Genomic DNA, 16,188 nt, shown 5'->3' with positions numbered 1-16,188 from the left:
TTTTTTCACATTGAATTGTAGATCAATAATAGGTTTTACTGCCCTGTGCATGTAGAAAGGCAGGAATCAAGCCGGTCAATGCAGCACGAATATCCGCGCGTTCATTGATCAGTTGATGCGAACCTTCTTCCAGCATCAGTAAGGTCTGGAGACGGAATTTACGTCGGATAAATTCGATATTATAGCGCCAGTCTACGGTCTGATCCTGTGCACCCTGTGCCAGCCAGACCGGAATACGACAGGCCGGACGCGCTTCCATTTCCAGCATCCAGCGTGACATCGCCAAAATCCAGTCCATACCCATCATTCGCGGTTGTAATGGATCTTTAAGCCGGATAAAACGCAAAAACTCCGGATTATGGTTATTGCGTCTGAAATGTCGGGGAACTTCACGTTTGATTCGGCTAATAATGCCCAATCCGACCGAATTATGCCACCAAGCAGTTTTGGCGGGACGAATCAATGGTGATAATAGCAAGACCCGCTCAACAAAAGGATTTTCGCGACGTTCCGCAAACTCCAGTAAATGGTGCATCCAGATCGCACCGCCGGTACTTTGCCCGATGCCAACCCAAGGTTTGGGTAATTGTGAAGCATGTTGCACATAACGATGTACGGCATGCAAAACCTGCTGATAATGATCAAAATTCTGAATGCTGGCAGGTGAACCATCACTCAGGCCATGTCCGGGCAGGTCATAGGTCAATACGCTAAAACCCTGTTCCAAAAGCTCTTTGACAATAGGCTGATAAATGCCGCTATGTTCCAGATAACCATGTAGCAGAAAAGCAGTTCCCTGAATCTTGTCAAAGCGGGTATTTTCCAGATTCGGTTCAAACACCTGTACATGCAACCTGAATAAAGGCATCTGTACATAGCCCTGCCAGTGTTTACAAACCAGTAAATCAAAACCATAAAGCTTGCGATAGGACTGCAGCTCAATCGGCGGTTCATCACTACGATTCAGGTTTAAAGGTGGCAAGAGTTGAGGCGTAACATCCCGACTCGGAATGGGTAAATCCAGCTGTTTCAGAATGGTAGGATTTAAAAATGGGATATCAGACATTATGGCACCTCCCGACAGTCACTGGATCCAAACCACATATCGCGCATGGTCGCCAACATTTCATAATTGGCACGACGACTGTGATCATAATTTTGTGCACTTGGACGCCATCGTGTCAATGACGTTGGCATCGGCGCTTCTACCGGAATGGTTTGTATGCCATTTAACGCAAATAAACGGCGGGTACGCGGCATATGATAACGATCCGTAATCAGAATCACTGTAGGCGCTCCACCTTTCTTTTGTAATAATAATGAACTGAAACGGGTATTTTCACAGGTGTTCATGCTGCGATCTTCCAGTAATTTGGCATCGACACCATGATTTTTTAACCAGCGCTGCATATACGGCGCTTCGACCCCACTCAGAACAATCGGCAACTGATAATGTTTCTCTACTGCCAGCGTAGTTTCCAGACGTAGTCGCGTATAGTTATTTACGATGATCTCTTTGCCTTGGTCATCTAGGGTTAAGCCACCACCCAATACCACAATGGCATAAGGTTGGGAGCTATTCGCCGGTTTAGCCTGCTGTTGCTCTTGTAGTAAAGCCAAGTCCTGCTGGATTTCCTCTCCATCGGTTTCCTGTACCGAACTGGCTTCACCCTGCTCAAGTGGATGTGTCGTCAGAAACTCCATATATTGCTCAATGCGTTCCTTGTTTTCACTCCTATCCCACTCCAGTAATTCCCGGACATTCGCTGCCGGATCGACTGGTTCTGCATCTTCCTGTGAGGGCAATAACGGTACCTGGGCAGATGGACTTTGCTCTAATTTTTGATCTTGCTGCTCGCGCTGAAAGTCTTCAATCACCTTCTGTAGCGCTTTATAACGCGCCTGAATCAGAAGCAGATTAGCCGAGTTATTTTGCTGAATATCCTGTTCCATGACCTTTAAATATGCCTGTCGGGCAATCCACAAGTCAGACCCAGGTTCCAGATTTTCATGTTCGCTGAGTGCAGCCATTTTCTGGCTTTGAGCCGCAACTTCATTGAGTTCTACTGATGCAAAGTGATTTAAACCCTTTACGATGATTTTTGAGTAAAAAGGCGTATAAATAAACACCAGCAGACAGCCGCATAGTACAAACAGTCCAGTGACAATTTGTAGAAAACGTACCATCCAATGGGTGTTCTTCATGTTATTCCTCTTCCTGATGAGAGCGGATCAGACCATTTTTATCGAACAATACAGGTTCAGGTTCCAGCATCAGCTGGAATTTATCCCAAACCGCTTGCTGTACCGCACGATAAGTTTTACGTACATCGGTGAGAGAGGCTTGACCATAATTCACCAAGACCAATGCCTGTTTATGAAACATGCCGACAGGGCCCAACTGTTTGCCTTTCCAGCCAGCCTGATCAATTAACCAGCCTGCTGCAAGTTTAACTTGCGCATTGGCTTGGTGGTAATGGGGTAAATTCGGGAAAGATGCAGCAATCTGGTCAAAGACCACCTGATCAACCACAGGATTTTTAAAGAAGCTGCCCACGTTAGGGAATTCTTGCGGATCAGGCAATTTACTCTGGCGAATCTGGATGACCTGTTGTTGCAGGTTTTCTGCTGTGAGTTGATCACCAACCGCAGTCTTCAGATCACCGTAATTCAGTTTCAAATCTGGCTGTTTAAGCAAGCTAAAAGTCACATGGGTAATCACATAACGATTTGGATCATCTTTAAAAATACTATGCCGATAGGCAAACTGGCAATCGGCTGCCTGAATCGAAGCAAAATGTTTCAGCTGACGGTCATAGACCTCGACGGAATCAATAAACTCGCCGACTTCAACGCCATAGGCGCCAATATTCTGTACTGGCGAAGCACCGACACGTCCAGGAATCAGAGCCAGATTTTGTAAACCATACAGACCTTGTGCGGTAGTCCAGAGCACGAAGTCATGCCAGCCTTGACCACCGCCTACACGTAAGCGCTGCGTCTGATCATCAGCATCCAGTATTTCAATGCCATGAATATCCATATGCAGAACCAGGGCATCAATCTGCTCCGGCAACAACATATTGCTGCCGCCTGACAGGATCAGCACATTGAGTTGCTGCTGTTCCGCAAAATCCAGTGCAGCCATCAGATCAGTGGTGGACTGAATATGGGCATAGTATGCAGCAACTGCTTCTAAATTTAAGGTATTAAAAGGTTTAAGTTGAACCTGGGTTTGAATCTGCATTGCTTAAACCTTGTTTAAATTCTGTTTAAAAATCTCAATCCAGGCCTGGCTGCTGGACTCACACTGATCAAGCACCCGCTCAAAGCCATCCGCTTCGCCATAATAGGGATCGGGTAAAGCCTGTTTCGGATAGATCTGGTCATGCTCACTCATCAGTGCCACGCGTGCACGTACATGACCAAACTGAGTTTCTGCCAGACCCTGTATGTTCTGGATATTGGATAAATTCTCCAGATCCATCGCCAGAATCAGATCATAATCAATAAAATCATGCGGAGTCAGCTGACGTGCGCGAAGCGTTGACAGATCATAGCCACGTTTCAGTGCATGCTGCTGGCTACGCAGGTCTGGGGCCTTGCCCGGATGATAATTACTGGTTCCAGCAGAATCGACCACGATATTCAGTTGCTGTTCATCACAATAATGTCTGAGTACCACTTCTGCCGTGGGAGAACGGCAAATATTCCCCAAACAAACACATAACACCTTGTATGGCGTTCTGGATGACATAAACAACCTCAGAGCTACTTTATTTTAAGGATTCTTATGTTAAGTTATTTATATACTGATTCCTATCTTACAACCATAGAATAATCTCGTATTTGCAATAAAAAAATCAAGGATATCGCCATGAATCGTTTTCAGTTTCAAACCGTCCCCAATATCATTGCCGGACTAGGCACGATTCAGGAATTGTTTAAAATCCTAAAAAATGGCCGTTATCAACGTCTTCTACTGGTGACTGACCCGGGTATGCTGAAGCAGCAATTACATCTGCCGATTCTGGATATTATTGAATCTGCCGGTCTGGATTATGTGATTTACTCAGATGTTCAGGCTGACCCGCCCGATAACGTAGTGCTTGAAGCAGCAGCTTTTGCAAAGCAGGAAAAGATTGATGTGGTGCTAGGCTTTGGTGGTGGCAGCTCGATGGATGTGGCCAAGCTGATTGCGATTTTGGCGCATCCTGAGCAGCATCAGACGCTTTCCTATCTGTATGGCGTCGATAATGCCACCGGGCCACGTTTAGCTCTAATTCTGGTTCCCACCACAGCCGGAACGGGCTCCGAAGTCACACCAATTTCGATTGTTACTACAGGTGAAACCACCAAAAGCGGCATTGTCGCGCCTATTCTCTATGCCGATATTGCTATTCTGGATGCGACTTTCACTCGGAATTTGCCGGCACAGATTACCGCTGCCACCGGAATCGATGCCATGGTACATGCCATTGAAGCCTATACCTCAAAACACAAGAAAAATCCTTATTCGGATATGCTGGCCAAACAGGCTTTAAGATTGCTGAATGCCAATCTGCCGCACGTACTGCAAGACGGATATGATTTAGATGCGCGTCAAAATATGCTGGTCGGTTCCATGCTGGCTGGACAAGCCTTTGCCAACGCACCGGTCGCTGCCGTACATGCGCTGGCTTATCCACTCGGTGGGCATTTTCATCTGTCGCATGGACATAGCAATGCTTTGGTGCTGACCGAAGTCTTAAAATTTAATGCACCTGTAGCCAAACAGCTCTATGCCGAATTGATGACCTGGTTAGATCCCCACAGTAAAGGTTGTCATGATGGACTGACCGATCTGTTTATTGATCATTTTAATAATCATCTGATACAGAGCGGCTTAACCTTAAAATTAAAGCAGTTAAATGTACCAGAACAGATGTTGATGGTTATGGCAGAAGATGCCATGCAACAAAGCCGGCTGTTGCAGAACAATCCACGCGAACTCAAGTTGGATGACGCTTACCAGATTTACCAGGCGATTTATGCCTAAATCTATTTCCACACTAAGCCTTGTCTAGCTGAGAGCGAATCCTGATGAAAGCCACGATCAAACAACGCGAACACTATGCCTTTTTCTTGCCCATTCAGACCCGCTGGGCAGACAATGACCTGTATGGCCACGTCAACAATGTGACTTATTACAGTTATTTTGACACCGCAGCCAATGCCCTGCTGATTCAGGAAGCGGCCTTTGATCCGAAATACTCTCCGATGATTGGGCTGGTGGTCAGCTCCAACTGCCAGTTTAATCAGGAACTGTCTTATCCGGAAATTATTGAAGTGGGCGTGGCCATTGAAAGCATGGGAAATTCATCACTGAGCTACGATCTGGCCATTTTTAAACGCAATTCGGATACAGCTGCAGCTCAGGGTAATTTTGTTCATGTATTTGTCGATCGTGAGACACGAAAAAGCACCCCGATTTCAGCCGAAATGCGGGATGCCTTATCTCGATTTGTTGTGCCTTAAAATCCAGTCTATTTCAGCTGAATATTTTGCAATTCACCATCGAACTGCTGCAACAGGTCACGTACCGCAGGTTCAGCCTGTAACAGCTCTTCAGCGCGTTTAAAGGCACGAGCCTTCCGCTGATGCTGCATGGTATAGGGTGTTAGCTGGTCCACACTTTCAAATTTCACCTGGAAATGAGTTTGCGGCCACTGCTGTTGTAAAGCAGCTTCCAGAGTATGTTGCAGTTGTGTCAAAAGTTGCTGGTATTGCTCAGGGATATGAAAAACGGATTGGCCATTAATCTGTCCGCTCATGACACCATACTGTGCCAGTTCCTGCACTGCTGGAGAAAGCTGGCTGTTACGGAACCAGTATTCCCATTTTTCGACGCTCCACTCACCCTCTAACATTTGCTCAGGGATTTTTAAAATATCCTGTGGCATCAGATTCTGCGTATTTAAATCTTGGGAAATGTCATCCGGTAGCGCAGTCTGAATCGGAGCGACTTCTTCAATCACAGGCTGAGCAATCGTTTCCTGTGAAAGTTCCAATTCCGGTGAGGCAAGACTAAATTCCTCATCAGCAGATATTTCTTGTGCTGCTTCGACATGAGTAACAGCATCTACAGGAATAAACTCTTCAAGCAGGAAATCATCCGAGCTGCTGCTTGTCGCCGGTGCTTCTACGCTACTCTCGATTTCATCAAAACCAAACAGGCCTTTGTCGTCATTTGGATCAAAAACGATCTGATCACTAGACTGTACTTCCTCAATCGCTGTCTGAATTACTCCCTGTTGAACAGGCTCAGGTGCATGATCATTAGTGGACTTTTCTTCATGGAGAAAATCATCTGAAGATGGTTCAGGCATTGATGGCGTATAAGCTTCCTCATCCGTCTCATCGTCCAGAGAGAAATCATCGAAGGTCGGTTCCGCTTCAAATGTTTTTGCTGTGACTGTTTCAGACTGCAATTGTGTCTGAATGGGCTGTTGTAGACGTGTAGGAGAAGCTGCTATTGGTTGAGTTGCGGCTTCATGAACGACTGGAACCTCGCTTGGCTGTAAGGGACGGAATGCCAATAAGCGTAGCACCGTCATCTCAAAACCTTGTTCCTGAGTCACCGCCAACTGTAAATCAGCGCGTCCTTTACATGCGACTTGATAATACAGTTGCAAATCCTGCGCCGAAATCAAACCGGATAATTGCATAATCTTTTGATTGATTTCAGCACTATATTTCAGACTTAAATCTGGCAGATATTGTAATAAAGCCAGTTCATGCAAAGTCGAAATTAACTGATCTAAAACCAGTGACACATCCAAAGCCTGCTGACGGAATTGCAGCAACAACTGACTGACCTGTGCTTTCTGGTTCTGGTGAATCGCCAGAATCAGATCATAAATAATGGTCCGGTCAATCAAGCCCAGCATGTCTTTGACATCCTGATGCTGAATCGCACCCTGACCATAGGCAATCGCCTGATCGGTCAGAGACAAGGCATCACGCAAAGAACCTTGAGCAGATTCGGCAATTTGCCAGATGGCATCCTGATCCGACTGAATACTTTCTTGGCCTAAAATCTGGGCCAGATGCTCGGTAATTTCATCAACAGCCAATGGGCGCAAAGTAAACTGCAAACAGCGTGAAATTACTGTAATTGGCAGCTTTTGTGGGTCGGTCGTAGCAAACAGGAACTTGACGTGCGCAGGTGGCTCTTCCAGAGTCTTTAATAAAGCATTGAAAGAATGCGTGGACAGCATGTGCACTTCATCAATCAGGTAAACTTTAAAACGACCTTGAGTCGGTGCATAAGGCACATTGTCGAGCAGCTCGCGAGTATCTTCAACCTTGGTGCGTGAGGCCGCATCGATTTCGATCAAATCGATAAAGCGTCCTTCGTTGACGGCGCTACAAGTCGCACAGACTTCACACGGTGTCGAGGTGATACCGGTCTCACAGTTCAAGCACTTCGCCAAAATACGTGCAATCGTGGTTTTTCCGACACCACGCGTTCCTGTAAACAAATAGGCATGGTGCAAACGGCCACGTTCGAGCGCGCTGGTTAAAGCACGTGAAACATGGTTTTGCCCCACCAATTCATTAAAATTACGAGGACGGTATTTTCGCGCAAGTACTTGATACATGTATGCTCCTTTTTACAGGTCTAAGCATACTGTTTTTTTAGTAAATAGTGAAATGAATGCCGGTTTATAAACAATAAAAATCCCTTGATCAAAATCATTGAAAAAGGGATATAAAACATATATTTTCTTAAAATCAGACCGATTCAAACAGGATAAAGTCACTTTGCATCTGGTAGCGTTTGCCTGTTTGATCTTCACGAATTTCCAGAACCTGCTTTTTCAGATCCACATAAACCAGATTGCGGGTATCGACATTCAGCAGTTCAATCTTTTGTTGCGTATCATCCTGAAAACGAATCGGCCCAGTAATGGTTTCAATCGGGTTATGCCCACTCAAGCTTTCACGTGATAACGTAAAAGTCCGATCATCATGCAAGCTCAAAGCAACAGCCATACCCGGACAATCGTCACAACTTGAAAAACATCCCATACAGGGTGTGGTGCCCTGATAATTCCCGACCCAGGCAGGAATCTGAGCTTTAGCCTCAATAGCAGTATTTGCCGTCGATTGGTTTTGATCCTGGCAGCCAAACAAGGCACTGCTTGCGACCAGAGGAATCATCAGCACTTTTTTCATCACTTCATACCACAGACTGGGAGTCACGCCAAAATAACATATTTTAAGGACTTTACTAAACTCCCCAATCAGGGATATTTAGCGCCAACCTTTACGTCCAGTCAGGACGGCATCAGCACAGCGTAAGGTTTCCTGTGTCAAACCCCACAGACGATAATCTCCGGTCAATGAACCTGTCGGGAAATTATGGGTATAGGCAAAACTTAAATTGCGCTCAGGGTCACACCAGGCTCCCGAACCATTAAAGCCCATATGACCAAAACCTTGCGAAGCTTTACCTAAAGTAAGCACCCGATGATAACCCAATCGCCAGTGCATCGGCAAAGGCATGACTCGATCGCGTTTTTTGCATTGAATCTGACTGAGACGCTGAAAAACTTCAGGCGAGATCAATTGCTGTCCTTGCCATTCGCCGCGATTGGCCAGCATGGCATAAATTTTTGCCAGACTCTCTGCGGTAAATACTCCATTGGCGGATGGAATGATTGCTTGCAGGCCTTGCTCACTAAAGAAACTGAAATTCCTCATTCCTTTGGGAATCATCGCATCCTGAAAATCCTGCGGATCTTGTCCACTCCAAATCAAAGCCCGCTCCATCAGATTCGGTTTTCTTGATCCTGTTTTTTTCGCAGGCTGCGATTGAGACTTGGCTGCTTTAGCTTTAAAAATCGGCAGTGCTACCCGAGCTAATTCATTGGTCGGCACACTGAAATAAGCACCATTCAACATCAAAGGCTGAACCAGATATGCCTGCATCAGTTCAGTTAAAGTTTTAGCTGTCGCTTTTTCTAATGCACCACCGACCTGCCAGCCAAAGGTCAGCGGTTGATAGGCCGCATCTGTTGCAACTTGAAAACGTGGTTCAGCCGCGGCAATTCGGTCTAGCATCTGCGGCCAGTCGGCCATTTCAGTGGCGTCGGCAATGATATTACGGATATCAAACAATCCGCTTTGATGACTCAGCATATGCGCCAGAGTAATATTTTCTTTACCGTTTTGCGCAAATTCAGGCCAATATTCTGCAACAGGCTGGTCATAATCAACCAGGCCCTGACTGGCCAGAATATGTGCCAGTGTCGCCAGCACACCTTTGCCCGTCGAATAACACAGCGACATGGTATCGGTTTGCCAAGCCTCAGATTCCGATTTTTTCCCGGTATAAATATCGACGACTTTTTGTCCCTGAAAATAGACAACAAGTGCCGCACCACCCTGCTCTGTGCGAGCATGCTGTAGGCGACTAAACTGATGGGCAAGGTCACGGAAATTTTCATTTACCGTTCCTTGGTAATGGGCTGTATCCGCAAATAAATAATCTTTGAGTGGCTGCATCATTCTATCCATAGAATATTGATTTCTTAAAAACAAAAAAGCCTAAATCAGGTTCAGGCTTTTATCGTACTTTAAATTGCGGTCACAGTTCCTGTGACATGCGGCTTCTGATTTTTGCTATTACGAATCAGGATTTCCGTATCATTAGCTGCTTTCGCGGTTAAGAATTGCACTTTGGAAGGCAGATATAAGGGCAGTTTAAACCAGACATCTGCTTCATAGGCATCGGGCAATGCCAGGCTGGACAAAGCTTTAGCCTTGGTCCACATACCATGCGCAATCGCCTGTTTAAATCCGAATGCCTTAGCCATTAGGGCATGAATATGAATCAGGTTAAAGTCGCCGGATGTCATGGCATAACGGCGACCCGTATTTTCTAGAATTTCCCATTCAGCATTCAGCTCATAATCGGGTGTCTTGTTTTCGACGATTTTGGCTGCAGCTTTGCCTTTACTCTTTTGACGGGACAGATAAGTGGTCAAGGCTTCCACCACCACTTCATCACCGACTTTTACTGTGGTGATGAAATCAAACTGTACACCTTTATCATGCGGCTGCAATTCACCAAACTTGCAAGACAATGTGAGAGATTCATTGACTCCGATTTTACGATACTGTTTGACCTGATTGCGGATATGCACCAGACCGAGAACCGGAAAAGGAAAAGCTTCAGCCGTCATCATATGCATTTGCAGGCTTTGTGAAAGAACTGTTAGATAAATGGCTGGAATATAGCCATTATTTTTAAAACCACAAACTTCATTATAGGCTTTCAGATGCTTTTGATCGACCTTGAATGAATCCACCACATATTCAACTTGCGGTAGAACTTTTTCAGCTTTTGGCTTTTTTAAAATCAAGCCCTGAATCACTTTTGGATAGGCTAAATAAGGTTTTGGAAGTTGACTAAAATGGCGAGTATTCATACTGAACCTTTGGAATATTTATCTTTATGACGTCCTTCTTTTTAAAAGAAGGAAGAATATCTTTTTAAATAAATCCCTCCCAACCTCCCTTTAACAAAGGGAGGAGTAGTCCCCTCTTTTGCAAAGAGGGATTTAGGGGGATTCTAAATTAAGCCCCTAACAGGCTCTGACCACACACACGCACCACATTGCCATTCAAACCTGAAGAGGCAGTCGAGGCAAACATCGCAATCGCTTCTGCCACATCAACAGGATGACCACCCTGACTCATGGAATTCATACGGCGTCCAGCTTCACGGATGGCAAATGGAATTGCTGCTGTCATTTGCGTTTCAATAAAACCCGGTGCCACAGCATTAATGGTTATACCATTTTTTAATGTCGGTGCTGTGAATTTCACCACACCAATCACACCTGCTTTAGAGGCTGCATAGTTGGTTTGACCCAGATTACCTGCAATACCTGAAATAGAAGATACACAGATAATACGGCCATTTGCATTTAGACCATCGTTGCAGAGCAAGTAATCATTGACGCGTTCAATTGCTGACAGGTTGATGTTAATGACCAGATCCCAAAGCTCAGGCTTCATATTGGCCAAAGTCTTGTCGCGGGTAATCCCGGCATTATGCACGATAATATCCAGACCACCCTGCGCCGCTGCCGCCTGTTTGATTTTCTCACCCGCATCGGCTGCAGTAATGTCAATCGCTAGTGTAGAGCCGCCAATTTCACCAGCGACACGATCCAGATCTGCCTGCTGTTGTGGGACATCCAGACAAATCACATGTGCGCCATCACGTGCCAGCACATGAGCAATCGCCTCACCAATACCACGGCTTGCTCCAGTTACTACTGCCGTTTTTCCTGCCAGTGGCTTACTCCAGTCCAAGTCTACTTGTGCTGCTGCCGATACACGAATAACCTGACCAGACACATAGGCAGAGCGTGGAGAAATTGCAAAACGTAGCACAGACTCAAGATTGGCTTCGGCACCTGCATCGACATAAATCAGGTTGGCTGCAATACCCTTTTTAAATTCTTTGCCCACAGATTTGACAAAACCTTCGAGCGCACGTTGTGCAATGGCCTGACTCACAGATTTTGCAGATTCAGGTGTTGTGCCGATCACGACCACACGACCAGAACTTTGAATCTGACGCGCAATCGGATTAAAGAATTCATAAAGTGATTTCAACTGCTCTGAATTTTCAATACCAGAAGCATCAAAAATAACCACTTTAAACTTGGATTCTTTATCGCCAGTATTAAATGCATTCAGGTTCAGACCCGATTTCGCCGCTGCCTGTTGCAGTTCCGCATTATTGCCTGCATAGCTATTGGCATGAATATTTGCCAGCACCTGAGCAATAGAACCGGTCAATACACTCGCAGGTGCAGCACCGAATAACACAGCGCCTTTTACCACTGGCGTTGCAGACTCGAAACGGTCTAGGGAAATTGGGGATGGCAGGCCCAGATTTTTAATGACAAATTTACCAATAGGAGACTTTGCGAAATTTTGGTACTGATCAGTCATGTTTATTATCTCTCATACAAATTAATTTTTGATCGATCTAAAGTTATCCTTTAACTTCAATATAATGCCAGATACTTATATTGCAATAGATCTACCAGATTCTACCCAATCATACTTGAGATATCTGGCAGATGACTTGACCTGAGCGCAGTCTGCAATGTCATTGTAGTCAATACAGCATATACTCATCTATGCTAATGTAAGCCACAAGAAGACGATCAATTTGCTTGGAAAAGCCTTATGAGCAAAACAACTCAAGAAAATCCAGCAGTCGAGAATTCCGCATCTCCAGCTGTGTCAAAATCATCAACGCGTGCTAAGCGTAGCACTAAAAACACGGATACAGCCGCTGCTGCAGCTAAAAGTCCGGCTAAAACTCCGCGTACCCGTCGTACAGCGAGCAGTAGCAGTCAGACGACATCAACTCAAACAGATTCAGTTTCAAAAACACAGCCTTCTGTTCAACAGGATAATAATATGAGCCAAAACACAGTTCGCCGCGTTGCTATTCTTGGTGGCAACCGTATTCCATTTGCACGTTCGAATGGTGCCTATTTTACTGCCTCTAACTCGGACATGCTGACCGCAGCATTAAATGGTCTGGTAGAGCGCTTTAATCTGCAAGGTCAACGTGTCGGTGAAGTGGTTGCAGGTGCTGTCCTGAAGCATAGCCGTGACTTTAACCTGACTCGTGAATGTGTTCTGGATACGGCACTGGCACCAGAAACCCCAGCTTATGATATCCAGCAGGCGTGTGGTACGGGTTTACAAGCTGCATTTTTAGTGGCAAACAAGATTGCACTGGGCCAAATTGAAGTAGGAATCGCCGGTGGTGTAGATACCACCTCTGATGCGCCCATTGCATTGGGTGACGGCTTGCGTAAAGCGCTGCTTGAATTGAACATTGCCAAAACTGCCAAAGACCGTTTAAAAGCCTTGACCAAAATTAATGTCAAAGAATTGATGGACGCACCTAAAAATGGTGAGCCACGTACTGGCTTGTCTATGGGTGATCATCAGGCGATTACCACACTGGAATGGGGTATTTCCCGTGAAGCGCAAGATGAACTTGCTGCATCTTCACACCAGAAAATGGCAGCAGCTTATGAAGAAGGTTTCTTTGATGATCTGATCACGCCATTCCTGGGTTTAGAGCGTGACAATAACCTGCGTGCTGATTCTTCAGTCGAGAAACTGGCGAAGCTTAAACCTGCGTTTGGTAAGGGCGATGCGCGTACCATGACTGCGGGTAACTCTACCCCACTGACAGATGGTGCTTCTTGCGTTCTGCTAGCGTCTGAAGAATGGGCAAAAGCCAATGGTCATGAAGTTTTGGCTTATCTGACTTTTCAGGAAACTGCAGCAGTTGATTTTGTCGAGAAGAAAGAAGGTTTATTGATGGCACCTGCTTATGCTGTTCCTCGCATGCTGGAACGTGCGGGCCTAAAACTTCAGGACTTCGACTATTATGAAATTCATGAAGCATTTGCTTCTCAAGTGCTGTCTACTTTAAAGGCATGGGAAGATCCAGCATTCTGTAAAGAGCGTTTAGGTCTGGATGCGCCACTCGGTTCAATTGACCGTGTAAAACTGAACGTGAAAGGCTCATCACTTGCAGCCGGTCATCCCTTTGCAGCAACTGGTGGTCGTATTATTGCGACGGCAGCCAAACTGATTGCTCAAAAAGGTTCAGGTCGTGTACTGGTATCGATCTGTGCTGCCGGTGGTCAGGGTGTTACAGCGATTATTGAAAAATAAGCTGCTACCTTGATTCAAAAAAGCTCCTCGATTGAGGAGCTTTTTTATACCTTTTACCTACTGTATTGGCATTGGATTATTTTTAAAGTATTCGTCAACTTTATTCCAAGGTGCTGTTGATGCTACACCCCTCACAATGTTTTGATTAACCCCCTGGCACAGCGCTGCATCGGGAGTGAGGTGGAATGCGTTAACATTTGGATCCATATAAGGCAGTGAACCAGGACGGCGCTGGAAGTAGAAGTTCAACCAATCCACCATCGGCTCGAAGCCATGTGATGACATCGCCCATGCGCTATTATGTCCCCCCCAATGATGTCCGAATTCATGCGCAATAATACGAAAACCTGATAAACGATAGTGACCATAGAATAGCCAAGTATCGACACCCAGCACGGTACCGCCACCAAGACCACCACCCATATTGGTAATACCAAGATTAATCTCGTTACGATTTAAAATCTCTTTGTAGATACGAACATAGTCTTCAGGCATATAAATACCGTTTGGCCCATCGACTTGACCTGCATTACCAAAGAAATCATGGCCCATCACTGCTTTATGATTAAACCAGAGGTTTTCAAATTCAGGGGTACTGAGCATGTATGCTAAGTTCGTCATCATGATGACCCATTCACGCGCATAGACAGGCGTTACTCGACACCATTTGCCTGGTTCGTCATATTTACCAAAATAGATTTTCCATTTTGCCTGAATTTTATTGAGCTTTTTCACATGCTCGTCTGTTTCAGAAGTCACATGTAAATCGAAAATATCACTTGGTATCAGCGTGGTCTGACTTAAACCTGCCAACTGAATTGAACCACTGCCATCTGCAAGCGGGAAGCGGGATTGATCATTCAATTTAATACGCCAATCTCAACTTAAAATGAGTTTTTCGAGTTGAATTGGCGAATGGCCAAGCTTCTTATTCAAAACAACGCAGACGGTGTGTGACAGAATCTTTCTGATAAAGCGATGTGATAAATGCCATAAATCTTTTGCTCTTACTTTTTGGATATTAAAGCGATCTACCAACTGGCCAATGACGGTCTCAATTTTTCTTCTAGCCTTCATCAACACTCTCATTGATTCTTTAGGTCTGAGATCAAGCATATTCTTTCTAAATGGTGTCTGTAAATCAACATATTGAAATTTATAGTATTCGATTAAGCTTGGTCTTAAATAGCCTTTATCTGCTCCCAATAATCCATGAATGTGTGTTGTAATTTCTGGTGCAATATCACGCTCATCAACATTCGCCAGGGCAAAAGTGTAGCCTGTGACCATACCATCAAAATTAATCACGATATGTCCCTTAAAACCATAGTATTTTTCCTGTTGAGCTGCACAATAACTAAAGCCTGCATGTTCTTTGAAGTTTTTATGTCTTTTTGCTCGACTATAGCGACAGACAGGAATAGGAAATCCATCAATAAAATGAATATTATCCTGACCATAATATGTAGTTAAGCGAGCTATGATTTTCTGATTGATCTGCCATAAGTTTGCACAATGTTTACAAAAATTAGGATATGACCCCAGTTTTGGAAACCAAGCTAACCAGTTGTTTTTAAAATACATCCAGATACTTTTATCTGTATCCATTCCAAGGAATTCACCCACAATTTGCATTGTGATAATTTCAATATCGGTAAGAGCGGGTGGAAAGCCACGAGTTCTGAGTGGTTTATTAACAACAATTGGATATAGCTCATCTATAATTAAATAGACAAAGATGATAAATTCTTCAATGGACATAACTGTAATTTTATTTTCTTGGTCGAAATTAAAGTGAGGTTATGTCCTTCTCATTTCAATGACTTAAAAAGTTGAGATTGGCGTATTTAATATTAAATTTTGCAGTGGAAAATGGCGTAAGCTCATCTAAATCTGCAAGTATAACCCAATCATCTGAATGACGGATTTTGGCGCGAATTTGTAAATTTCGAACAGGAACAGCGCTATAACTTTTAAGCGTTAAAGCGTTGCTACTCAGCTCTGCCGATAAAATCCGATTCATATACACATGACGTTCAGCACTATTGGTCAGCGCCTCCCAAGATTCACCATCTTGCAATACAAGTGTTTGATTTTGTGCTTTAGATTCAGTCAACAATAATGCAGAACTCAGCTGTTTGGTCTTATTTTGCTGTAATGTGACCATTGGCAAGAGCTTAACCCTTTGATTAGACAAATGAATCAACTGTTGGCCATACACCGCAACATCACCTGCTCTTTCGATATGACTGCTTTCAGCTTGCCCTTTCAGGATATATTTTTTGGGTGGTGTTTCAAAAAGTATGCTGAAACAAAGCAGGTTGAATTTTGATAAAATAGAGAAATGCGAATAACTCTAGAAATCAAATGTCCAACCTGCCTCAGTGACAGTATAAAGAAAAATGGCATCAA

At 44.6% G+C, this 16,188-nt stretch carries 14 protein-coding genes and 1 pseudogene; 3 read left to right on the top strand and 12 right to left on the bottom strand.

The window, feature by feature from the left end:
• Positions 1 to 22: 22 nt before the first annotated feature.
• From FTV30_RS05000 to FTV30_RS04985, 4 genes are read right to left on the bottom strand one after another with little or no spacing between them, the layout of a single operon-like run.
• Entirely contained in the window at positions 23 to 1,066 is a 1,044-nt protein-coding gene (locus FTV30_RS05000; protein WP_180001134.1) for an alpha/beta hydrolase, read from the bottom strand.
• Positions 1,066 to 2,205, bottom strand: coding sequence for a YdcF family protein (locus tag FTV30_RS04995; RefSeq protein ID WP_180001133.1), 1,140 nt, complete (start codon positions 2,203 to 2,205; stop codon positions 1,066 to 1,068). The genes FTV30_RS05000 and FTV30_RS04995 overlap by 1 nt, the downstream gene beginning before the upstream one ends.
• Before the next feature lies 1 nt (position 2,206).
• Complete coding sequence (murB, locus tag FTV30_RS04990; protein WP_180001132.1) at positions 2,207 to 3,247, bottom strand: UDP-N-acetylmuramate dehydrogenase; 1,041 nt, start codon at positions 3,245 to 3,247, stop codon at positions 2,207 to 2,209.
• 3 nt (positions 3,248 to 3,250) lie between these two features.
• Positions 3,251 to 3,757, bottom strand: coding sequence for a low molecular weight protein-tyrosine-phosphatase (locus FTV30_RS04985; RefSeq protein ID WP_180001131.1), 507 nt, complete (start codon positions 3,755 to 3,757; stop codon positions 3,251 to 3,253).
• Positions 3,758 to 3,877: 120 nt separating this feature from the next.
• On the opposite strand from FTV30_RS04985, the gene FTV30_RS04980 reads away from it, so the two are divergent.
• Positions 3,878 to 5,038 (top strand): iron-containing alcohol dehydrogenase, encoded by a 1,161-nt coding sequence (locus FTV30_RS04980; protein WP_180001130.1) that lies wholly within the window; start codon positions 3,878 to 3,880, stop codon positions 5,036 to 5,038.
• A gap of 44 nt (positions 5,039 to 5,082) precedes the next feature.
• Complete coding sequence (locus tag FTV30_RS04975; RefSeq protein ID WP_005170474.1) at positions 5,083 to 5,517, top strand: thioesterase family protein; 435 nt, start codon at positions 5,083 to 5,085, stop codon at positions 5,515 to 5,517.
• 8 nt (positions 5,518 to 5,525) lie between these two features.
• Here the strand turns inward: FTV30_RS04975 and dnaX are convergent, their stop codons facing one another.
• The 5 genes from dnaX to FTV30_RS04950 form a co-directional block, all read right to left on the bottom strand.
• Entirely contained in the window at positions 5,526 to 7,643 is a 2,118-nt protein-coding gene (gene dnaX / locus FTV30_RS04970; RefSeq protein ID WP_005097263.1) for a DNA polymerase III subunit gamma/tau, read from the bottom strand.
• A gap of 133 nt (positions 7,644 to 7,776) precedes the next feature.
• A complete protein-coding gene (locus tag FTV30_RS04965) occupies positions 7,777 to 8,220 on the bottom strand; it encodes a copper resistance protein NlpE N-terminal domain-containing protein (RefSeq protein WP_034608473.1) in 444 nt (147 codons plus the stop codon).
• 78 nt (positions 8,221 to 8,298) lie between these two features.
• Positions 8,299 to 9,552 (bottom strand): serine hydrolase domain-containing protein, encoded by a 1,254-nt coding sequence (locus FTV30_RS04960; RefSeq protein ID WP_373683705.1) that lies wholly within the window; start codon positions 9,550 to 9,552, stop codon positions 8,299 to 8,301.
• Positions 9,553 to 9,623: 71 nt separating this feature from the next.
• The gene (locus tag FTV30_RS04955) at positions 9,624 to 10,478 is read right to left on the bottom strand and encodes a MaoC/PaaZ C-terminal domain-containing protein (protein ID WP_100535292.1); all 855 of its coding nucleotides are present in this window, start codon (positions 10,476 to 10,478) and stop codon (positions 9,624 to 9,626) included.
• Between the two features lie 148 nt (positions 10,479 to 10,626).
• Positions 10,627 to 12,018 carry a 3-oxoacyl-ACP reductase gene (locus tag FTV30_RS04950; protein ID WP_005097268.1) on the bottom strand — a complete coding sequence of 464 codons (1,392 nt, stop codon included), beginning with the start codon at positions 12,016 to 12,018 and terminating at the stop codon, positions 10,627 to 10,629.
• 240 nt (positions 12,019 to 12,258) lie between these two features.
• Here FTV30_RS04950 and FTV30_RS04945 point away from each other — a divergent pair, with 240 nt between their 5' ends.
• On the top strand, positions 12,259 to 13,776 hold the full coding sequence (locus tag FTV30_RS04945; protein WP_159516011.1) for an acetyl-CoA C-acetyltransferase: 1,518 nt from the start codon (positions 12,259 to 12,261) through the stop codon (positions 13,774 to 13,776).
• Between the two features lie 57 nt (positions 13,777 to 13,833).
• Here the strand turns inward: FTV30_RS04945 and FTV30_RS04940 are convergent.
• The 3 genes and pseudogenes from FTV30_RS04940 to FTV30_RS04930 all read right to left on the bottom strand — a co-directional run.
• A pseudogene (locus tag FTV30_RS04940) lies at positions 13,834 to 14,652 on the bottom strand (hypothetical protein); the annotation flags it as partial.
• A gap of 3 nt (positions 14,653 to 14,655) precedes the next feature.
• Entirely contained in the window at positions 14,656 to 15,537 is an 882-nt protein-coding gene (locus FTV30_RS04935; protein ID WP_159515998.1) for an IS982 family transposase, read from the bottom strand.
• A 55-nt stretch (positions 15,538 to 15,592) separates the two neighbouring features.
• A complete protein-coding gene (locus tag FTV30_RS04930) occupies positions 15,593 to 15,949 on the bottom strand; it encodes a hypothetical protein (protein WP_257221931.1) in 357 nt (118 codons plus the stop codon).
• Positions 15,950 to 16,188 lie beyond the last annotated feature (239 nt).

The sequence above is a fragment of the Acinetobacter sp. YH12255 genome (assembly GCF_013417355.1).
GTDB lineage: Bacteria > Pseudomonadota > Gammaproteobacteria > Pseudomonadales > Moraxellaceae > Acinetobacter > Acinetobacter pseudolwoffii.
This window is presented reverse-complemented; position numbering and strand designations above follow the sequence as displayed.